Origin of the sequence: Pseudomonas sp. NPDC087029, assembly GCF_044745345.1 — a bacterium.
GTDB lineage: Bacteria > Pseudomonadota > Gammaproteobacteria > Pseudomonadales > Pseudomonadaceae > Aquipseudomonas > Aquipseudomonas faucium.
In genome coordinates this window covers 68,751-89,248 of sequence record NZ_JBIVAB010000018.1, presented here as the reverse complement: position 1 = coordinate 89,248, position 20,498 = coordinate 68,751, and the positions used below count along the sequence as shown (strand labels likewise).

Genomic DNA, 20,498 nt, shown 5'->3' with positions numbered 1-20,498 from the left:
AGCAGTGAAACGATGCATCGCCGATGGTAGTGTGGGGTTTCCCCATGTGAGAGTAGGTCATCGTCAAGATTCATTTCGCAAAACCCCTATCTGCGCGAGCAGGTAGGGGTTTTGTCTTTTCTAGCTGTTTACCAGCCGTGATATCGTTCCCCCTCATTTCGCAACGCCCGCCAGAGGACCTTGAATGGCCAGCACCACTTCACTTCACCCAGGCTTCATGATTGTCCACGGCAACCGCCTGGACGACCTGCGCAGCCTGGTAGTGAGCTGGATGCGCCGTTACCCCCTGGCTCCGCTGGAAAACGAAATCGCGCTGGTACAGAGCAACGGCATTGCCCAATGGCTCAAGCTCGCCCTGGCCGAAGACCCACTGGAAGACGACCTGGGCGGTTGCGGCATAGCTGCCGCCATCGACGTGCAACTGCCAGGTAGCTTCATGTGGCAGTTGTACAGAAAAGTGCTGGGCCGCGAAGAGATTCCCGAAGTCTCGCTGCTCGACAAGGCCCCGCTGACCTGGCGCCTGATGCGCCTGCTCCCGGAACTGATCGAACGCCCCCACTTCGAGCCCCTGCGCCGGTTCCTCACCGACGACAGTGACCTGCGCAAACGCTATCAGCTGGCCGAGCGCCTGGCCGACCTGTTCGACCAGTACCAGGTCTACCGCGCCGATTGGCTGAAGGACTGGGCCGCCGGCAACCACGTGCTCAACACCGCCCGCAGCGAACGCAAACCCTTGGCCCCGGGCAACCGCTGGCAGGCTGAACTGTGGCGGGCGCTGCTCGAAGATGTCGGCGAACAGGGCATGGCCCAGAGCCGAGCCGGGGTCCACCAGCGCTTCATCGAGCGCATCAACACCCTTGAGCAGGCACCTGCCGGCCTGCCTTCGCGGGTGATCGTGTTTGGCATCTCGTCCTTGCCCGCCCAGGCGCTGGAAGCGCTCGCAGGCCTTGCCCGCTTCAGCCAGGTGCTGTTGTGCGTGCACAACCCTTGCCGCCATCACTGGGGCGATATCGTTGCCGACAAGGACTTGCTGCGCCACCAGTACAAACGCCAGCAACGCAAGCAAGGCATGCCCCTGCAGCTCGATGACGAATCACTGCACCAGCATGCCCATCCCCTGCTGGCCGCCTGGGGTAAACAGGGCCGTGACTACATCAACCTGCTCGACAGCTACGACGACCCAGGCAGCTACCAGGGCGCCTTCAGCGAAGGGCGCATCGACCTGTTCAGCGAGGGCCAGCCCACCACGCTGCTCAACCAGCTGCAGGACGACATTCTCGAACTGCGCCCCCTCGCCGAAACCCGCCAGCGCTGGCCCGAAGTCGACCTCGCCAAGGACCGCTCGGTGCGCTTCCACGTTGCCCACAGCCCGCAACGGGAAGTGGAGATCCTCCACGACCAGTTGCTCGCCCGTTTCAGTGCCGACCCCACGCTGCGCCCGCGGGATGTCATCGTCATGCTGCCGGCGATCGACACCTACGCACCGCACATCCGCGCCGTATTCGGCCAGCTGGAACGCAAAGACCCGCGCTACATCCCCTTCACCCTCACCGACCAGGGCCAGCGCGGGCGCGATCCCTTGCTGATTGCCCTGGAGCATCTGCTCAAGCTGCCCGATAGCCGCTTCGCCGTGAGCGAAGTGCTCGACCTGCTCGATGTACCTGCCGTGCGCGCGCGCTTCGCCATTCGCGAAGGCGACCTGCCAACGCTGCATCGCTGGATCGAAGGCGCGGGTATCCGCTGGGGCCTGAATGCCGAACAGCGCGCCACCCTTGGCCTGCCCGCAGGCCTTGAGCAGAACAGCTGGCGTTTCGGCTTGCGCCGCATGCTGCTTGGTTATGCCGTGGGCGTGGGCGAGGGCTGCGACGGCATCGAGCCGTATGACGAGATCGGCGGCCTGGATGCTGCGCTGATCGGCCCGCTGGTGGCATTGCTCGATGCCCTCGATGTGGCCTACCAGGCCCTGTCCCAGCCCGCGACCGCCGGGCAATGGGGGGACCGCCTGCAAGCCTTGCTGCAGGTATTTTTCCTGGCCGAGGGCGAGCACGACGAGTTCTTGCTGATGCAATTGCAGGAGCTGCGCGATAGCTGGCTGGAAGTCTGCGAAGGTGTTGCCCTGCAAGACCTGCTTCCCCTCACCGTGGTTCGCGAGGCGTGGCTGTCGGGGCTGGACCAGGGCAAGTTGTCCCAGCGTTTTCTCGCCGGCTCGGTGAATTTCTGCACCCTCATGCCCATGCGCGCCATCCCGTTCCGGGTGGTCTGCCTGCTGGGCATGAACGATGGCGACTACCCGCGCGCCCAGCAGCCGCTGGACTTCGACCTGATGGCCAGCGACTACCGCCCAGGTGACCGCTCGCGCCGCGAGGATGACCGCTACCTGCTGCTCGAAGCCCTGCTGTCGGCACGCGATCAGCTCTACATCAGCTGGGTCGGCCGTAGCATTCGCGACAACAGCGAGCGCCCGGCCTCGGTGCTGATCGGCCAGTTGCGCGACCATCTGGCCGCCGGATGGCGCCCGGCCGGCACCACCGATGCCCCGCAGGCCGGCGAGCAGCTGCTGCATGCGCTGACCCAAGAGCACCCGCTGCAGCCCTTCAGCCCACGCTACTTCCAGAAAGGCAGCGCATTGTTCAGCTATGCCCATGAGTGGCAGTTGCTGCACCAGCAGGCCGATGGGCAAGCGCCGCCAGATGCGGGCCTGCTCCCCTATGCCAGTGACGAAGCCCTGACCCTCACGCAGCTGCAGGATTTTCTCCGCCACCCTGTACGGCATTTCTTCAGCCAACGGCTGAAGGTGTTCTTCGAGGCGCTGGAAGCCCCGACGCCGGACGAAGAGCCTTTCGTGCTCGACGCCTTGCAACGCTACAGCGCCAGCGAGAGCCTGCTCGGCGCAGCCTTGGCCGACCCCGAGCAGGCCGAGCATGCACTGCAGGCACAGGCGCGCCGCCTGCAGGCGTGCGGCATGCTGCCGCTGGCCGGGTTTGGTGAAATCCTGCAGGCCGAGCTGATCCAGCCGCTGCCCGACCTGCTCCAGCGCCATCGCCAGCTCCTGCAGCGCTGGCCCAGCGTGGTCGAGGGCGCGCTGCCGATCCACTTCCAGCACGCCGATCACCGGCTCGAGGGTTGGCTGGGCCGGGTCTACCAGGCACAAGACCAAAGCCTGCTGAGCATCACCACGGTGCCCAATACCATCAGCGCCGGGCGCACCCTCAAGTGGCATCGGCTGATCCCCAGCTGGGTCATGCACCTGGCGGCTTGCGCCGCAGGATACCCGCTGCACAGCGCACTGCTGGCCAGCGACATCACCCTGCTGCTCGCGCCACTGCCACAAGGCGAGGCTGCCGAACTGCTGGGCCATCTGCTGGTGTCCCGCCAGGCGGCGATGAACGCACCGCTGCCGGTTGCCGCCAAGACCGCGTTCGCCTGGCTGGCCCAGCAAGACCCGGACAAAGCCCTCGCCGCCGCCATCAAGGCCTACGAAGGCGATGGCCGCGCCAGCTTCGGCGAGCGCAGCGAAAGCCTGGCCCTGGCCCGGCAGTTCCGTGACTTCAGCGCGCTCAGCGCCGACGAAACCTTCGAAGGCTGGTGCGAAACCCTGTACCGCCCGTTATTCAGCGCAGCCTGGCAAACACTGGGCAACCCGGAGAGTGGCGCATGACCCAGGCCCGTCCCCTGGCTTTGAGTTTCCCCCTGCACGGCAGCCAACTGATCGAAGCCAGTGCCGGCACCGGCAAGACCTTCACCATATCTGCGCTGTACCTGCGCCTGATCCTCGGCCATGGCGGCGAGCAAGGCTTTGGCCGCGAATTGCTGCCGCCGCAGATCCTCGTGGTGACCTTCACCGACGCTGCCACCAAGGAGCTGCGCGAGCGTATTCGAGCCCGCCTGGCCGAGGCTGCGCGGTTTTTCCGGGGCGAACTGCAAGCCGCCGACCCTCTGCTGCACCAGCTGCGTGACGACTACCCCGAGGCGCTCTGGCCCCGCTGTGCCAACCGCCTGGAGGTCGCGGTGCAGTGGATGGACGAAGCGGCGGTGTCGACCATCCACGGCTGGTGCCAGCGCATGCTCCGCGAGCATGCCTTCGACAGCGGCAGCCTGTTCACCCAGAGCCTGGAAACCGACCACAGCGACTTGCTCGGCCAGGTCATGCGCGACTACTGGCGGCGCTTCTGCTATGGCATGCATGGCGAGGCGCTGAACTGGGTGCGCAACCACTGGGGCAGCCCGGACGCATTGCTGCCGCGCATCCGCCCGTTGTTCGGCCGGGTGCGCCTGCACCAGGACGAACAGGAGCCACAAGCCCTGATCGACGCCGCGCTGCAGCAGCGCATCGATCAGCTGCAGCAGCTCAAGGCGCCCTGGCTGCAATGGGCTGACGAGCTGCAGCAGATCTGCCGCGACGCAGTCGCTGGCAAACAAGCGGATGGGCGCAAGCTGCAGGCGCGCTTCTTCGAGCCCTGGTTCGACAAGCTGCGCACCTGGGCCGGTGATGAGCAGGAAGTGGAGCTCGACCTGGGCACCGGCTTCACCCGCCTGACCCCGGCCGGCATGGCCGAAGCGTGGAAGGTCGGCGCGCCGCCTGAGCATCCGGCGCTGCTGGCCATGCAGGGCCTGCCCCAACAGTTGCAGGCGCTGGCCAGCCCCGATGCGCGCCTGCTCGAGCATGCCGCGGCCTGGGTATCGGCGCGTTTCGAAGTGGAAAAGCGCCGCCGTGCCGAAATGGGCTTCGACGATATGCTGCTGCGCCTGCAGCACGCCCTGGCCAGCGAGGCCGGCGAGCGCCTTGCCGGGCTGATTCGCGAGCAGTTCCCGGTGGCGCTGATCGACGAATTCCAGGACACCGACCCGGTTCAGTACGGCATCTTCGAAAGCATCTACCGCATCGGCGAGAACCGCACGGAAACCGGCCTGTTCATGATCGGCGACCCCAAGCAGGCGATCTATGCCTTCCGCGGCGCCGACATCTACACCTACCTGGCCGCCCGCCGCGCCACCGCCGGCCGCCTGCACAGCCTGGACACCAACTACCGCTCCAGCCAGGCGATGGTGGCTGCGGTCAACCGCGTGTTCCTGCAGGCCGAAGGGCGTGAGCAAGGGCGGGGGGCATTCCTGTTCCGCGAAAACGGTGACAACCCGCTGCCGTTCATCGAAGTACGCGCCAAGGGCCGCAGCGAAACGCTGCTGATCGACGGCCAGCCCACTGCTGCATTGCAATGCTGGCAGCTGCAAAGCGATGAGCCCGTCTCCAGCACCTTGTACCGCCAGCAGCTGGCGGCCAGCTGTGCCAGCCACATCGTCGCCTTGCTCAATGGCGGCCAGCGCGGCGTCAGCGGTTTTCGCGATGCCCAGGGCGAGCTGCGGCCGTGCCTGCCTTCGGACATCGCCATTCTGGTGCGCGATGGCTTCGAGGCGCAGCTGGTGCGCGCTGAACTGGCGGCCCGCGACGTGCGCAGCGTCTACCTCTCCGACAAGGACTCGGTATTCGCCGCCCAGGAAGCCCACGACCTGCTGGCCTGGCTCAAGGCCTGCGCCGAACCCGATTCCGAACGCCTGCTCAAGGCCGCCCTGGCCAGCCTGACCCTCGACCTGTCGCTGGCCGAACTGGACCAGTTGAACCAGGACGAGCGCGTCTGGGAAGGTTGGGTGATGCGTTTTCGCCGCTACCGCGACACCTGGCAGCGCCAGGGCGTGTTGCCGATGCTGCGCCACCTGCTGCACGACTTCCACTTGCCGCGCACCCTGATCGCCCGCAGCGATGGCGAGCGGGTGCTGACCAACCTGCTGCACCTGGCCGAGCTGCTGCAGCAGGCGGCCGGCGAGCTGGATGGCGAACAAGCGCTGATTCGCCACCTGGCCGAGCACCTGGCCAACGCCGGGCAGGCCGGCGAAGAGCAGATCCTGCGCCTTGAAAGCGATGAGCAACTGGTCAAGGTGGTGACCATCCACAAGTCCAAGGGCCTGGAATACCCACTGGTCTACCTGCCGTTCATCTGCACCAGCAAACCGGTGGATGGCAGCCGCCTGCCGCTGGCCTGGCACGACAGCCTCGGCAATGTGCAACTCACCCTGACCCCGGACCAGGAGCAGATCGCCCAGGCTGACGACGAACGCCTGGCCGAAGACCTGCGCTTGCTCTACGTCGCCCTCACACGTGCCCAGCACGCCTGCTGGCTGGGTGTCGCCGACCTCAAGCGCGGTAGCCAGAAGAGCTCGCAACTGCACCGTTCGGCCCTGGGCTACCTGCTGGGCGGCGGCCTGCCGTTGGCGGCTTCGGCGCAGTTGTCGGAATGGCTGCAGGGCTTGCTGTGCGATTGCCCGCACATCGCTAGCCCAGGCCTGCCCGAGCCTGACGAGCAGCGCTACCAGCCGCCCCATGCCGAGCGCGAGCTGCTGCCGGCGCGCAAGCCGCGACGCGCAGCGTCCGAACACTGGTGGATCGCCTCCTACAGTGCGCTGCGGGTCGGTGAACAGACCCTCGGCGCCGACAGCTCCCAGGCCCAGCAATTGCTCGACGACGAAGTGGTCGATGCCCAGCTGGTGCGTGAAGCCCCGGCAGAGGGTGGCGATATCCATCGCTTCCCGCGTGGCCCGAACCCCGGCACCTTCCTTCATGGCCTGCTCGAATGGGCCGGCCGAGAAGGCTTTGCCGAAGTCGCCGGCAACCCTGGGCTGATCGAACGCACGGTCGGCCAGCGCTGCAACCGCCGCGACTGGACGGGCTGGATCCCCACCCTCAGCCAGTGGTTGCAGCAACTGCTCAACGAGCCGTTGCCGGCCCAGGATGCAAGCGTGACGCTGGCCCAGCTGCAGCAGTACCAGATCGAAATGGAGTTCTGGTTCGCCAGCCATCAGGTCGACGCCGAGCAACTCGACCAACTGGTGCTTCGCCACACCCACGCCGGCGCAGCCCGCCCGGCGGCCCAGCCGACCCTGCTCAATGGCATGTTCAAGGGCTTCATCGACCTGGCGTTCGAATGGCAGGGGCGGTACTACGTGGCCGACTACAAATCCAACTGGCTCGGCCCGGACATCCTGGCCTACGACGCGCAGGCCATGGAAAAGGCCATTCTCGAACACCGCTACGATCTGCAGTACGTGCTGTACCTGCTGGCCCTGCATCGCCAGTTGCGCGCGCGGCTGGTGGATTACGACTACGACCGCGATGTCGGCGGCGCCATGTTCATCTTCCTGCGTGGCGCCAGCCGCAGTGGCCATGGCGTGTACTTCGCCAAGCCCCCGCGCGCGCTGATCGAAGCGCTCGACGCACTGTTCCGTGGCGTTCATCAGCCACAACAGCAGGACCTGTTTGCCGGAGTCGCGCCATGAGCCGAACCCTCGACGACCTTTTGCCCACGCCGCTGAACGCCGAACACCTGCAGGCGCTGCAGCCACAGCACAGCAGCGGCGACCTGCTGCAGCTGCTCGACCGCTGGGTTGAGCGTGGCTGGCTGCGGGCGCTGGACCGGGCATTCGTGTCCTTCCTCGAAGAGCGTGCGCCCGGCAGCGACCCCTTGCTGCTGCTGGCGGCCGCCCTGGCCAGCCACCAGCTTGGCCACGGCCATGTCTGCCTCGACTTGCAGCAAACCCTCGCCGAGCCGGACTTCGCCCTGTCGCTGCCGCCGGAGGGCGACGCCTTGAGCGGCCCTTTGCTGCTGCCTTCCCAACTGCTCGCCAACCTCGACCTGCGCACCTGGCTGCAGCGCATCGCCGCCAGTGCGCTGGTGGCCGCCGCCGATAACCCCGGGCAGCAGGCACGGCCACTGGTACTGAGCGGCGAACGCCTGTACCTGCGCCGCTACTGGAGCTATGAACGGCGCATCGATGCCACCTTGCGCCAGCGCCTGAGCCTGCACGAGGCAACGCCCACCGATCTGCCGGCGCGCCTGGCGCAGCTGTTCGACGCGGGCGCCCTGGCGGGCCAGGTCGACTGGCAGAAGCTGGCCTGTGCCCTGGCGACCCGCGCCGGTTTCAGCATCATCACCGGCGGCCCCGGCACCGGCAAAACCACCACGGTGGTGCGTTTGCTGGCCTTGTTGCAGGCCCCGGCGGTGGAGCAGGGCAGGCCCTTGCGCATCCGCCTGGCGGCCCCCACCGGCAAGGCGGCGGCGCGCCTGACCGAATCGATCGGCCAGCAGGTCGAGCGCCTGCAGGTGAGCGCCGAGGTGCGCGGGCAGATCCCCACCGATGTCAGCACCGTGCACCGGCTGCTCGGCAGCCGCCCGGGGTCGCGGCATTTCCGCCACCATGCCGGCAACCCGCTGCCCCTGGATGTGCTGGTGGTCGACGAAGCCTCGATGATCGACCTCGAGATGATGGCCAACCTGCTCGATGCCTTGCCACCGAAGGCCCGCCTGGTGCTGCTCGGCGACAAGGACCAGCTGGCCTCGGTCGAAGCCGGCGCGGTGCTGGGCGACCTGTGCCGTGATGCCGAAGAGGGCTGCTATTCGCCAAAGACCCAAGCCTGGCTGGAGCAGATCGGCGGCCAGTCGTTGGCCGGCAGTGGCCTCAAGGCCGGTGATGAACAGCGCCAGCCCTTGGCCCAGCAAGTGGTGATGCTGCGTTTTTCCCGGCGCTTTGGCGAAGGCAGTGGCATCGGCCAGCTGGCCCGCCTGGTCAACCGTCAGCAAGCGCAGGCGGCGCGCGACCTGCTGACCCTGCCGCCCAGCGATGTGTTCGGGCTGGCACTGCGCGGCGAGCAGGACCGCGCCTTCGACCGCCTGCTGCTCGATGGCCTGAACCGCGGCGCCGACGGGCCGCAGGGCTATCGCAGCTACCTGCGTACCATCGGCCGCTTGCGCCCGGCACCCGGCACTCCTTTCGACGACCCGCGCTGGGAGCAATGGGCGGCCAAGGTGTTGCACAGTTTCGAAGACTTTCAGTTGCTGTGCGCGGTGCGCAAGGGCGCCTGGGGGGTGGAAGGGCTCAACGAGCGGGTGGCGCGGGTGCTGCACAACGCCGGGCTGATCGACAGCCAGCAACCCTGGTACGAAGGGCGCCCGGTGCTGGTCACGCGCAACGATTACGGCCTGGGGCTGATGAACGGCGATATCGGTATCGCTTTGCGCCTGCCCGACGAGCAGGGCGAGCCGCTGCTGCGCGTGGCCTTCCCGCGCAACGACGGCAACGGCGGCGTGCGCTTCGTCCTGCCCAGCCGCCTCAACGAGGTGGAAACCGTGTTCGCCATGACCGTGCACAAGTCGCAAGGCTCGGAGTTCAGCCACACTGCGCTGGTGCTGCCGGATGCGCTCAACCCGGTGCTGACCAAGGAGCTGGTGTACACCGGCATCACCCGGGCCAAGCACTGCTTCAGCCTGATCGAGCCACGCCAAGGCATTTTCGAGGAGGCTGTGTTGCGCAAGGTCCGGCGTATTTCCGGCCTCATGCTCGAGCAGCTCTGAGCCCGTCGCCGGCAAGCCAGGCCCCACCCAGTACCCGGTGGGAGCCGGCTTGCCGGCGATGGGGCCATCCAAGACGACACAAGGCTGCGCTCCTCCAGGAGGCCAGCGTTGTGCTATCGTTGCGCCGAGTTCATATAGGGTTTTGAGAGAATTCTCACATGACAGGGGCCAGGGAGCGGTTGACAGGCGGTGCGCTTTCTCTGTTGCTGGCCGCCCTGTTGCTGTTGGCCGGCCCCGCCCTCGCGGACGGCTCCGCCACTTCCGCCCAAGCCCAGCAACGCGCCAAGGCCGTGACCCAGGTGGTGCTGGGCATTCTCAGCTACGCCCGCTGGCCGACCGAGCCGACGCCTTTGCGCCTGTGCCTGGTCGGCCCCACCGAATATGCCGACGACTTGATCAAGAGCAACGTGCAACGGGCTGGCCAACCGCTATTGGTGCGCCGCCTGCTGGCCGACGACCGGCAGCTCGCCGAGGCCTGCGACGCCGTCTACATCGGCAAGCTCGACCCCGGCCAGCGTGACCGCCTGTTCCAGGCCATCAACGGTCACCCGGTGCTGAGCATCAGCGAAGCCGACGACCCCTGCACCGTTGGCAGCCTGTTCTGCCTGCGGGTCAGCGACCAGCAAGTGGCCTTCGAGGTCAACCTGGACTCCGTGGCGCGCTCCGGCGTGCGTATCCACCCCAGCGTGCTGCAGCTGTCGCGGCGCCGGGCGGTGCAACCATGAAGGTGGGGAAAAAGCCGGTGGTGCGCCCGACCCTGCGCTCGGTGCTGGGCCGTGGCCACCTCAGCGTGGCCTTGCTGGCCGTGGGCCTTGCCGGCATCTCGCTGACCCTGCTGGGCGTATTGGCCCTGCGTGTCTACGCCAACCACAACGTGCACCTGATTGCCCGCTCCATCAATTACACCGTGGAAGCCGCCGTGGTCTTCGACGACAGCGCCGCCGCCAACGAAGCGCTGGCGCTGATCGCCGGTACCGAGGAGGTGGCGGACGCCAAGGTGTTCAACAACGACGGCGAGGCGTTGGCGCACTGGCAGCGCAGCGACGATGGCATGCTCGCGCACCTGGAAGCCCAGGTCGCCACGGCGCTGCTGGACCAGCCGGTCAACCTGCCGATCTATCACCAGCAACAGCAGGTGGGGCACATCGAGCTGATCGCCCAGGGCCGCAGCCTGCTGCTGTTCCTGCTTGGCGGGCTTGCCGGCATCCTGTTCTGCACGGTGCTCAGCGCCTTCGTCGCCCTGTACCTGTCGCAGCGCATGCTCGGCGATATCGTCCGCCCATTGCGCGGCCTGGCCAGCGTCGCCCACGCCGCCCGCCGCGAGCGCAGTTTCGACCGGCGCGTGCCGGAAGCGCCGATCGCCGAGCTCAATGAACTGGGCAACGACTTCAATGCCCTGCTCGACGAGCTGGAGGTCTGGCACAGCCACCTGCAGAACGAAAATGCGGTGCTGGCGCACCAGGCCAGCCATGACAGCCTCACCGGCCTGCCCAACCGTGCCTTCTTCGAAGGCCGGCTCAACCGCAGCCTGCGCAACGCTGCCCGGCAGCGCGACCACCTGGCGCTGCTGTTCCTCGACAGCGACCACTTCAAGCAGATCAATGACAGCCTCGGCCACGCCGTGGGCGACGAGGTGCTGATCAACATCGCCGACCGCGTGCGCGCGCAACTGCGCGAGCACGACCTGGTGGCGCGGCTGGGCGGTGATGAGTTCGCGATCTTGCTCACGCCGCTGCAGTCGCGCGAGGACGCCGAACGCATCGCCGAGAAGATCATCGCCAGCATGCAGCTGCCGATGCAGCTGGACGAGGGCGGCACCCTGACCACCTCGCTGAGCGTCGGTATCGCCTATTACCCGGAGGATGGCAGCGACCCTGCCAGCCTTCTCAATGCCGCCGATGCGGCGATGTACCAGGCCAAGCGCAAGCGCCGTGGCCAATGGCAAGCGGCGCAGACGGAACGGTCCGCCGCCGAGTTCAAGAACAGGAGCTGAACCGTGATTCATCGTTTGCGTTATCCCGTCCTCGCAATCCTGCTGGCCTTGCTGGCGCTGAGCGGCTGCCAGAGCACGCCCAAGGGGCTCACCGCCGAGCAGATTGCCGTGCTCAAGCGCGAAGGCTTTGCCCCGACCGAGGAGGGCTGGGCGTTCGACTTGTCGGGCAAGGTGTTGTTCGGCAGCGACCTGGACAGCCTCAACAGCCCGAGCGAGGCGATTGTCGAGCGCATCGGCAAGGCGTTGCTGGGGGTAGGGATCCAGGGTGTGCGGGTGGACGGCCATGCCGATGCTTCGGGCAAGGCGGCGTACAACCAGCAACTGTCGGAGCGCCGCGCGCAGAGTGTGGCCAAGGCGCTGATCGGCGTCGGCATGCCGGCGCAGAACATCGTCACCCGCGGGCTGGGCAGCAGCCAGCCGGTGGCGGACAACCGGACCATTGCCGGGCGTACCGAGAACCGCCGGGTGTCGATCGTGGTGGCGTCCTACTGAGATTCGCGTTGCGTTCATCGCCGGCAAGCCGGCTCCCACCGAGTGGACTGCCCCCAAGGGTTGGATTGGTGTCCAACTTCTTGGGGCAGCCCTTTCAATCTTGGGCGAAGCGCATCTCACGGGTCTCGCCCATCAACAACGGCGCATTCGCCTCGGTCACCCCACGGATGTAATCCCATAACAGGGTAATCCGCTTCAACTTGCGCAAATCCTCCCGGCAGTACATCCAGAACTGCCGCGTCACCTCGATCTCCTCCGGCAACACCGTCACCAGCCGCGGATCCTGCGCCGCCAAGAAGCACGGCAAGATCGCCAAGCCGCGCCCCTGCAACGCCGCCGTGTACTGGGCGATCACGCTGGTGCTGCGCAGGTGCGCGCTGGCATTGGGGATCAGGTTGGCCAAGTACAGCAGCTCCGAGCTGAACGCCAGGTCGTCCACATAGCTGATGAACGGGTGGCCCACCAGGTCGCTGACCTGGCGGATCGGCGCGTGGCTGTCCAGGTAGCCCTGGGTGGCATACAGCCGCAACCGGTAGTCGCACAGCTTGCAGCACACATAGGGCCCATGTTCCGGCCGCTCCAGGGCGATGACGATATCCGCCTCGCGCTTTGAAAGGCTGATGAAGTGCGGCAGCGGCAGGATGTCCACCGAAATCGCCGGGTAGGCGTCGACGAAATGGCTCAGTTGCGGGGTGACGAAAAAGCTGCCGAAGCCCTCGGTGCAGCCCATGCGCACATGCCCCGACAGCGCCACGCCCGAGCCGGATACCTGCTCGCAGGCCATGTGCAGGGTGCTTTCGATCGACTCGGCATAGCCCAGCAGGCGCTGCCCCTCGGCGGTCAGCACGAAGCCGTTGGTGCGGGACTTTTCGAACAGCAATGTGCCCAGCGCACCCTCCAGCGAGGTGATGCGCCGCGACACCGTGGTGTAGTCGACGCTCAGCCGTTTGGCGGCGCTGCTGGCCTTGCGGGTGCGCGCCACCTCGAGGAAGAACTTCAGGTCGTCCCAGTTCAGCGCACTGAGGGAGGTCAGGTCTTTTTGCATGTTGATCCGGTTTTTTTGTGCGTTCTTGTTGGATGTTTGCACATCTATACTCGAAAAAAGCCCCACGACGCCACCTCGCGTTTGCCCGGCGCTGGCGATCTCGTCCTGACAATAATTCCAAGGAGAACCCAGATGAACGCACCACAGTCCCCCACCAAGACCCAGGTCGAGCAGGTCAAGCTGCTGATCGACGGCCAGTGGGTCGAATCGAAAACCACCGAGTGGCGCGACATCGTCAACCCGGCCACCCAGCAAGTGCTGGCGCGGGTGCCGTTTGCCACCGTCGAAGAAGTGGACGCCGCCGTGGCTGCCGCCGAGCGCGCCTTCAAGACCTGGCGCGACACCCCGATCGGCGCGCGCATGCGCATCATGCTCAAGCTGCAGGCGCTGATCCGCGAACACACCAAGCGCATCGCCCAGACCCTCAGCGCCGAGCAGGGCAAGACCCTGGCCGATGCCGAAGGTGACATCTTCCGCGGCCTGGAAGTGGTCGAGCACGCGGCCTCCATCGGCACCCTGCAGATGGGCGAGTTCGCCGAGAACGTCGCCGGTGGCGTGGACACCTACACCCTGCGCCAGCCGATCGGCGTGTGCGCCGGCATCACCCCGTTCAACTTCCCGGCGATGATCCCGCTGTGGATGTTCCCGATGGCGATCGTCTGCGGCAACACCTTCGTGCTCAAGCCGTCCGAACAGGACCCGCTGTCGACCATGATGCTGGTCGAGCTGGCGCTGGAAGCCGGCGTGCCGGCCGGTGTGCTCAACGTGGTGCACGGCGGCAAGCAAGTGGTGGACGCGATCTGCACCCACAAGGACATCAAGGCGATTTCCTTCGTTGGCTCCACCGAAGTCGGCACCCACGTGTACAACCTGGGCAGCCAGCACGGCAAGCGCGTGCAATCGATGATGGGCGCCAAGAACCACGCTGTGGTGCTGCCTGATGCCAACCGCACGCAAACCATCAACGCCCTGGTCGGGGCCGCCTTCGGGGCTGCCGGCCAGCGCTGCATGGCCACCTCGGTGGCGGTGCTGGTGGGCAAGGCGCGGGAATGGCTGCCGGACATCAAGGCGGCGGCCAGCAAGCTCAAGGTCAATGCCGGTAGCGAGCCGGGCACCGACGTTGGCCCGGTGGTTTCCAAGCGGGCCAAGGAGCGCGTGCTGGGCCTGATCGAAAGCGGCATCAAGGAAGGCGCCAAGCTCGAACTCGATGGCCGTGACGTGAAGGTGCCGGGCTACGAGCAGGGCAACTTCGTCGGCCCGACCCTGTTCTCCGGGGTCAAGACCGACATGCAGGTGTACACCCAGGAAATCTTCGGCCCGGTGCTGGTGACCCTGGAAGTCGACACCCTCGACGAGGCCATCGCCCTGGTCAATGCCAACCCATTCGGCAACGGCACCGGCCTGTTCACGCAAAGCGGCGCGGCGGCGCGCAAGTTCCAGAGCGAAATCGACATCGGCCAGGTCGGCATCAACATCCCGATTCCAGTCCCGGTGCCGTTCTTCAGCTTCACAGGTTCGCGCGGCTCCAAGCTTGGCGACCTCGGCCCATACGGCAAGCAAGTGGTGCAGTTCTACACTCAGACCAAGACCGTCACCGCCCGCTGGTTCGATGACGACAGCGTCAACGACGGTGTGAACACCACCATCAGCTTGCGCTAAGGAGTAGTTCGCCATGCGTATCGCATTCATCGGCCTGGGCAACATGGGCGCGCCCATGGCCCGCAACCTGATCAAGGCCGGGCACCAGTTGCACCTGTTCGACCTGAACAAGACCGTGCTGGCCGAGCTCGCCGAACTGGGCGGGCAGGTCAGCGCCTCGCCCAAGGAAGCGGCGGCCAGCAGCGAGCTGGTCATCACCATGCTGCCGGCTGCGGCCCATGTGCGCAGCGTCTACCTCAACGACGACGGCGTGCTGGCCGGCGTGCGCCCCGGCACGCCCACCGTGGACTGCAGCACCATCGACCCGCAGACCGCCCGGGAAGTGTCCAAGGCCGCCGCGGCCAAGGGTGTGGACATGGGTGATGCGCCAGTCTCCGGCGGCACCGGTGGCGCGGCGGCGGGCACCCTGACCTTCATGGTCGGTGCCAGCGCCGAGCTGTTCGCCACGCTCAAGCCGGTGCTGGAGCAGATGGGCCGCAACATCGTGCATTGCGGCGAGGTCGGCACCGGCCAGATCGCCAAGATCTGCAACAACCTGCTGCTGGGCATCTCGATGATCGGCGTGTCCGAGGCGATGGCCCTGGGCAATGCGCTGGGCATCGACACCAAGGTGCTGGCCGGCATCATCAACAGCTCGACCGGCCGTTGCTGGAGTTCCGACACCTACAACCCATGGCCGGGCATCATCGACACGGCGCCGGCATCGCGCGGCTATACCGGCGGCTTTGGCGCCGAACTGATGCTCAAGGACCTGGGCCTGGCCACCGAGGCCGCACGCCAGGCGCACCAGCCGGTGATCCTCGGCGCCGTGGCCCAGCAGCTGTACCAGGCCATGAGCCTGCGTGGTGAAGGTGGCAAGGACTTCTCGGCGATCGTCGAGGGGTACCGCAAGAAGGATTGACGAGCGAGGACTTCATCGCGGGCCGGACGGCTTTCCCTCTGTAACTGCGCACCAGAGGGAAGGGCGCCTGACCTGCGATTTTTTTTGTCTGGGCGGCCCTATCGCCGGCAAGCCGGCTCCCACATGAACAGCGCTGGTCCCTGTGAGAGCCGGCTTGCCGGCGATAAGGCCAGATTGTCAGGCGAAGACGAAATACTTGCGCACGGTCTCGACCACTTCCCAGGTGCCTTTCATCCCCGGTTCGATCACGAACACATCACCCGCCTTCAAATGCTTCGGCGCCTCGCCTTCCGGGGTGATGATGCAGTAGCCCTCGAGGAAGTGGCAGAACTCCCACTTCTCGTAGTTGACTTCGAACTTGCCGGGCGTGCAGATCCAGGTGCCCATGATCTTGCTGCCGTCGGCCGACAGGTAGGCATTGAGGTTGACGGTGTGCGGGTCGCCGCCGATGCGCTTCCACTTGGTCGCGTCCACGACCGGCGTGGGGCAGGTTTCGCGCATAACGGTGATGAAATCGGACATGGCACAACTCCTGGTGACTGGCTGAATGACGGGTCACCATAGGGCCATTGGCTACGCCGCAGTTGCCTGGGCTCGACCTTTAGCTGTCTGGCCGCGCTATGTCTCAGTTTCCTACAAGGCTTTAGGCATGACCCTACCTATCTACCCTATCCATCCGCTGGTCGCCTAATGTGTGCATAGTGTGTACTGCGCTTAGTGGATTCAACCGCTCGCACATTAGTGGAGACGCACAATGAAATTCCCGGTCGTACTGCACAAAGACACCGACTCCGATTACGGAGTGACCGTTCCCGATGTTCCTGGCTGCTTTTCCGCCGGGGAGAGCGTCGCCCAAGCGCTGGAGAATGTTCAGGAGGCGCTGGCGCTGCATTTTGAAGGGTTGGTGGCTGATAACGAGGCACTGCCGCAAGCACAGGAAGTTGACGTTCACGTGGCCAATCCCGATTACGCGGGCGGCGTCTGGGCTGTCGTGGATTTCGATGTGACCCCGTACCTGGGCAAGGCCGTGCGCTTCAATGCGACATTGCCGGAAAACCTGTTGCAGCGAATCGATGAGAAAGTTAAGCGTGACGCTCGGTATGCCTCCCGATCCGGCTTCCTGGCCACGGCCGCGTTGCGCGAGTTGGCGCTCGCGCACTGAACGTGGCGCCTGGTCCTCAAACCCTGACCAAGCGCTCGACCAACCCCGCTGCATACCCCGGCAACCCGGCAAAATCCCGCGCGCACAACAACAGCCGCCGGTTGGCCCACGCTTCTGCAAGCGCTACCCAATGCAGCCCCAGCACGCCCTGCCAACGCTTCACCGATGCCATCGGCACGACGCCGACCCCGGCCCCACCTGCCACCATGCGGATCACTCCATCGAACCCTTCGGCCCGCACCCGCACCTGCATCCGCCGCCCTTCGCGCAGGGCCTGTTCCTCCAGGTACAGCGCCAGGGCACTGTTCGCGCCCAGCCCGACATGGCCATGGGCGAGGCTGTCGATGAAGCTTGGCGCTGGCTGCGCGGCGAGGGGGTGATCGAGCGGGGTCACCAGCACCAGCGGGTCGTCGCGAAATGGCAGGGTCTGCAGGTGCGTGCTGGGCGCGGCCGTGGAGATGACGCCCAGGTCGGCCATGCCCTGGGTGATCGACTGCACGATGCGAAGGCTCGGCAGCTCCTGCACATCGACGCTCACCCCAGGGTTGTCGGCAAGGTAGCTGGCCAGCAGCTCCGGCAGGTATTCGGTCAACGCCGCCGTGTTGCACAGCAGCCGCACCTGGCCTTGCTGGCCTTGGGCGTACTGGGCCAGGTCGAACTGCAGGCGTTCGACCTGCTGGCCGATCTGCCGTGCATGCTGCAGCAGCGCCTGGCCTGCGGGGGTTGGCTGCACGCCGCGGCGGTTGCGTTCGAGCAGCGCGGTACCCAGCGAGGCTTCCATGGCGCGGATGCGCGCGCTGGCCGCGGGCAGCGAAAGATGGCTGCGGCGTGCGCCGGCAGTGATGTTGCCGCATTCCAGGGTGTGCTGGAACAGCGCAAGGTCAATCAGGTCGAAGTGCATCAGCCTCTGTCCTGGCAAGAGTCTGGCTGAGTATATGGCAGATTTTCAGCCCGCTCGGCGCAGGCCATGATGGCGGCCATGAATACCTTGATCGCTTTCTACCAGAACATAGGCCCGGCGCTCACTGTGCTGGTGATCGTTACCTTCCTGCTGGCCGGCGCGGTCAAAGGGGTGATCGGCCTTGGCCTGCCGACCATCGCCATGGGCCTGCTCGGGCTGGCTATGCCCCCGGCGCAGGCTGCGGCACTGCTGATCGTGCCCTCGACCCTCACCAACCTTTGGCAACTGGCAGCCGGTGGGCACCTGCCGGCATTGTTGCGGCGGCTGGGGCCGATGCTGGTGATGATCTTCGTCGGCACGCTGGCCGGCAGTACCTGGCTGGGTATCGACAGTGGGCCTTGGGCCGCGCACGCACTGGGCGGCGCCTTGGTGATCTACGCGCTGTACGGGCTGCTTGGCCCACAACTACGGGTGGCCGCGAACCGGGAAGGCTGGCTCGGGCCGCTGTGCGGCTTGCTGACCGGTGTGGTCACTGCAGCCACTGGCGTGTTCGTGTTACCGGCCGTGCCTTACCTGCAGAGCCTGGGCCTGAACCGCGATGCGTTGATCCAGGCGCTGGGCCTGGCGTTCACCGTGTCCACCGTGGCGCTGGCCTGCGGCCTGGCCGGGCAGGATGCCCTGGGCGGCCAGGCGTTGGGGGCTTCACTGCTGATGCTGGCGCCGGCACTGCTGGGCATGCTGGCCGGCCAGTGGTTGCGCCAGCGCATCAGTGCGGCGCTGTTCAAACGCTGCTTCTTCATCGGCCTGGCCGTGCTGGGCGGCCACCTGATGGTCAACGGCTAGCGGAGGAGGCGCTGAGCATCTCGATCATCTGGATGTCGAAATCGCGCTCCAGGTAGTCCATGCGCTTTTCGAAGAACGCGGCCATGTGCGGCAGCGCCGAGTGCACGTCCAGGGCGGCCTTGTCGGCCCACACCTCATAGAACACGAACAGGCTCGGGTCCTCTTTGTCGCGCAGCATGTGGTACTCGATGCAGCCGGGTTCCTGGCGGCTTGGTTCCACATAGGCGCGGAACAGGGTTTCGAAAGCTTCGGCCATTTCTGGGCGGGTCTTGGCCTTGAGGATGAAGGCGTGTTGCTCACTCATGGGTAACGACTCGTGGGAGGAAGATGAAACGATTCTACGGCAAGAATAGTTCGTGCATTCGTGACTTCAGGTCAATTGTATTTTGCCCCGCACCTGCTGTTTCCCGTGCCCACGAATGCCTAATCTGCCGGCCATTGATTCCTTGACGCGAGGTCAGCATGAAAAAGATTCTTCTGCTCAATGGCGGCAAACAGTTCGCCCACTCCGACGGCCGCCTCAACCAGACCCTGCACGACGCCGCGCTGGCGCACCTGGACCGTGCCGGTTTCGACGTGCAGCAAACCTTCATCGACGGTGGCTACGACGTACAGGCCGAGGTGGAGAAATTCCTCTGGGCCGACGTGATCATCTATCAAATGCCCGGCTGGTGGATGGGCGCGCCCTGGACCGTGAAGCAGTACATCGACGAGGTCTTCACCGCCGGCCACGGCAGGCTCTACGCCAACGATGGCCGCACCCGTTCCGATGCATCGCAAAAATACGGCAGCGGCGGCTTGCTGCAAGGCAAGCAGTACATGTTGTCACTGACCTGGAACGCGCCGCAGCAGGCATTCGACGACCCCAGCGACTTCTTCGAAGGCAAGGGTGTGGATGCGGTGTACTACCCGTTCCACAAGGCCAACCAGTTCCTTGGCATGAGCGGCTTGCCGACCTTCCTCGCGGTGGATGTGATGAAGCGCCCGGACGTACCGGCAGCGTTGGCAGCCTATGAGGCGCACCTGGACAAGGTGTTCGGCCAGGCTGTTTGACTGGACTTGCTGCCAGCAAGCGGCTATCTATCAGCGCGAACAGCAGACACAGGCGGCCATGTGAAAACCCGATCCGAAGAACTCCAGGTATTCGTCGCCGTGATCGACTGCGGCTCGATCTCCGCGGCCGCCGAACAGATCGGCCAGACGCCCTCGGCGGTCAGCCGCACCCTGTCGCGCCTGGAGGCCAAGCTCGGTACCACCCTGGTCAACCGCACCACCCGGCGCATGGACCTGACCGAGGAAGGGCGCTTTTTCCTCGAGCGCTCGCGGCTGATCCTGGAGCAGATGGACGACATGGAGGAGCGCCTGTCGATGCACCGGCAAACCGCCTCCGGCCGCCTGCGCATCAATGCGGCTGCCCCCTTCATGCTGCATGCCATCCTGCCGTGGATCGGCGAGTTTCGCCGCCAGTACCCCGGTATCGAGCTGGAACTGAACACCGACGACCTGATCATCGACCTGCTGGAGCAGAGCACTGACGTTGCCATCCGCATCGGCGAGCTGGCCGACTCCAGCCTGCATGCCCGCGCGCTGGGCTGCAGCCCGGTGCAGGTGCTGGCCAGCCCGGCCTACCTGGAGCAGCACGGCACGCCCGCGCGTGTCGAAGACCTCAGCCAGCACTGCCTGCTCGGCTTCAGCCAGCCCGAATCGCTCAACCACTGGCCACTGCGCCATGCCCAGGGCGACCGCTGGCCGATCCGCCCGGCGCTGCTGGCCTCCAGCGGCGAAACCCTGCGCCAGCTGGCGCTGGCCGGTGAGGGCATCGTCAGCCTGTCGCACTTCATGACCCACGAAGACATCCGCGCCGGGCGCCTGCAGGTGCTGCTCGACGAGGCCAACAACGGCTACCGCCAGCCGATCCACGCCGTGTACTACCGCAACACGCAACTGGCCCTGCGCATCCAGTGCTTCCTCGATTTCATCCAGCGCAAGCTGGCCATGTACGCTTGCTGAGTTGCCTGAACGCGACAGATCCTGCCCAAGGGCGGCGAAATTTCCTACGTGTGATTGCACAGTCGGCCGGCTTCGGCCTTACTGACTGATCAAC

16 protein-coding genes are annotated in these 20,498 nt (G+C 65.9%); 12 read left to right on the top strand and 4 right to left on the bottom strand.

Going from position 1 to position 20,498, the window contains the following annotated elements; all coding sequences use genetic code 11:
* Nucleotides 1-184 precede the first annotated feature (184 nt).
* The 6 genes from recC to ACIPG5_RS22600 all read left to right on the top strand — a co-directional run bounded on the left by recC (nucleotide 185) and on the right by ACIPG5_RS22600 (nucleotide 11,883).
* Complete coding sequence (gene recC, locus ACIPG5_RS22625; protein ID WP_401378310.1) at nucleotides 185-3,658, top strand: exodeoxyribonuclease V subunit gamma; 3,474 nt, start codon at nucleotides 185-187, stop codon at nucleotides 3,656-3,658.
* The gene (recB, locus tag ACIPG5_RS22620; RefSeq protein WP_401378307.1) at nucleotides 3,655-7,326 is read left to right on the top strand and encodes an exodeoxyribonuclease V subunit beta; all 3,672 of its coding nucleotides are present in this window, start codon (nucleotides 3,655-3,657) and stop codon (nucleotides 7,324-7,326) included. The genes recC and recB overlap by 4 nt, the downstream gene beginning before the upstream one ends.
* Complete coding sequence (gene recD / locus ACIPG5_RS22615) at nucleotides 7,323-9,398, top strand: exodeoxyribonuclease V subunit alpha (RefSeq protein WP_401378305.1); 2,076 nt, start codon at nucleotides 7,323-7,325, stop codon at nucleotides 9,396-9,398. Before recB ends, recD begins: the two co-directional genes overlap by 4 nt.
* A gap of 158 nt (nucleotides 9,399-9,556) precedes the next feature.
* The gene (locus ACIPG5_RS22610; RefSeq protein ID WP_401378302.1) at nucleotides 9,557-10,123 is read left to right on the top strand and encodes a YfiR family protein; all 567 of its coding nucleotides are present in this window, start codon (nucleotides 9,557-9,559) and stop codon (nucleotides 10,121-10,123) included.
* Nucleotides 10,120-11,391, top strand: a complete 1,272-nt coding sequence (locus ACIPG5_RS22605) for a diguanylate cyclase domain-containing protein (RefSeq protein ID WP_401378299.1) — start codon at nucleotides 10,120-10,122, stop codon at nucleotides 11,389-11,391. Before ACIPG5_RS22610 ends, ACIPG5_RS22605 begins: the two co-directional genes overlap by 4 nt.
* A 3-nt stretch (nucleotides 11,392-11,394) precedes the next feature.
* Nucleotides 11,395-11,883, top strand: a complete 489-nt coding sequence (locus tag ACIPG5_RS22600) for an OmpA family protein (protein WP_401378296.1) — start codon at nucleotides 11,395-11,397, stop codon at nucleotides 11,881-11,883.
* 94 nt (nucleotides 11,884-11,977) lie between these two features.
* On the opposite strand, the gene ACIPG5_RS22595 is transcribed toward ACIPG5_RS22600, so the two are convergent.
* Nucleotides 11,978-12,928, bottom strand: coding sequence for a LysR family transcriptional regulator (locus ACIPG5_RS22595; RefSeq protein ID WP_401378293.1), 951 nt, complete (start codon nucleotides 12,926-12,928; stop codon nucleotides 11,978-11,980).
* Nucleotides 12,929-13,060: 132 nt separating this feature from the next.
* Between ACIPG5_RS22595 and ACIPG5_RS22590 the strand changes: the two genes are divergently transcribed.
* Together ACIPG5_RS22590 and mmsB are read left to right on the top strand one after the other, a co-directional pair.
* The gene (locus tag ACIPG5_RS22590) at nucleotides 13,061-14,587 is read left to right on the top strand and encodes a CoA-acylating methylmalonate-semialdehyde dehydrogenase (protein ID WP_176517466.1); all 1,527 of its coding nucleotides are present in this window, start codon (nucleotides 13,061-13,063) and stop codon (nucleotides 14,585-14,587) included.
* Between the two features lie 13 nt (nucleotides 14,588-14,600).
* Nucleotides 14,601-15,488 (top strand): 3-hydroxyisobutyrate dehydrogenase, encoded by an 888-nt coding sequence (gene mmsB / locus ACIPG5_RS22585; RefSeq protein WP_176517465.1) that lies wholly within the window; start codon nucleotides 14,601-14,603, stop codon nucleotides 15,486-15,488.
* Between the two features lie 177 nt (nucleotides 15,489-15,665).
* Here mmsB and ACIPG5_RS22580 read toward each other — a convergent pair whose 3' ends face one another.
* Nucleotides 15,666-16,010 carry a cupin domain-containing protein gene (locus ACIPG5_RS22580; RefSeq protein WP_176517464.1) on the bottom strand — a complete coding sequence of 115 codons (345 nt, stop codon included), beginning with the start codon at nucleotides 16,008-16,010 and terminating at the stop codon, nucleotides 15,666-15,668.
* Nucleotides 16,011-16,242: 232 nt separating this feature from the next.
* Between ACIPG5_RS22580 and ACIPG5_RS22575 the strand changes: the two genes are divergently transcribed.
* Nucleotides 16,243-16,650, top strand: coding sequence for a type II toxin-antitoxin system HicB family antitoxin (locus ACIPG5_RS22575; protein WP_401378289.1), 408 nt, complete (start codon nucleotides 16,243-16,245; stop codon nucleotides 16,648-16,650).
* Nucleotides 16,651-16,666: 16 nt separating this feature from the next.
* On the opposite strand, the gene ACIPG5_RS22570 is transcribed toward ACIPG5_RS22575, so the two are convergent.
* Entirely contained in the window at nucleotides 16,667-17,551 is an 885-nt protein-coding gene (locus tag ACIPG5_RS22570; RefSeq protein WP_401378286.1) for a LysR family transcriptional regulator, read from the bottom strand.
* A 78-nt stretch (nucleotides 17,552-17,629) separates the two neighbouring features.
* Between ACIPG5_RS22570 and ACIPG5_RS22565 the strand changes: the two genes are divergently transcribed.
* Nucleotides 17,630-18,394, top strand: a complete 765-nt coding sequence (locus ACIPG5_RS22565; protein ID WP_401378283.1) for a sulfite exporter TauE/SafE family protein — start codon at nucleotides 17,630-17,632, stop codon at nucleotides 18,392-18,394.
* On the opposite strand, the gene ACIPG5_RS22560 is transcribed toward ACIPG5_RS22565, so the two are convergent.
* On the bottom strand, nucleotides 18,384-18,698 hold the full coding sequence (locus ACIPG5_RS22560) for a putative quinol monooxygenase (protein ID WP_236235339.1): 315 nt from the start codon (nucleotides 18,696-18,698) through the stop codon (nucleotides 18,384-18,386). The genes ACIPG5_RS22565 and ACIPG5_RS22560 overlap by 11 nt on opposite strands.
* A 158-nt stretch (nucleotides 18,699-18,856) precedes the next feature.
* Between ACIPG5_RS22560 and ACIPG5_RS22555 the strand changes: the two genes are divergently transcribed.
* Nucleotides 18,857-19,447, top strand: coding sequence for an NAD(P)H-dependent oxidoreductase (locus ACIPG5_RS22555; protein WP_401378280.1), 591 nt, complete (start codon nucleotides 18,857-18,859; stop codon nucleotides 19,445-19,447).
* A gap of 60 nt (nucleotides 19,448-19,507) precedes the next feature.
* Nucleotides 19,508-20,404, top strand: a complete 897-nt coding sequence (locus tag ACIPG5_RS22550; RefSeq protein WP_314615596.1) for a LysR family transcriptional regulator — start codon at nucleotides 19,508-19,510, stop codon at nucleotides 20,402-20,404.
* The last annotated feature ends 94 nt before the right edge of the window (nucleotides 20,405-20,498 follow it).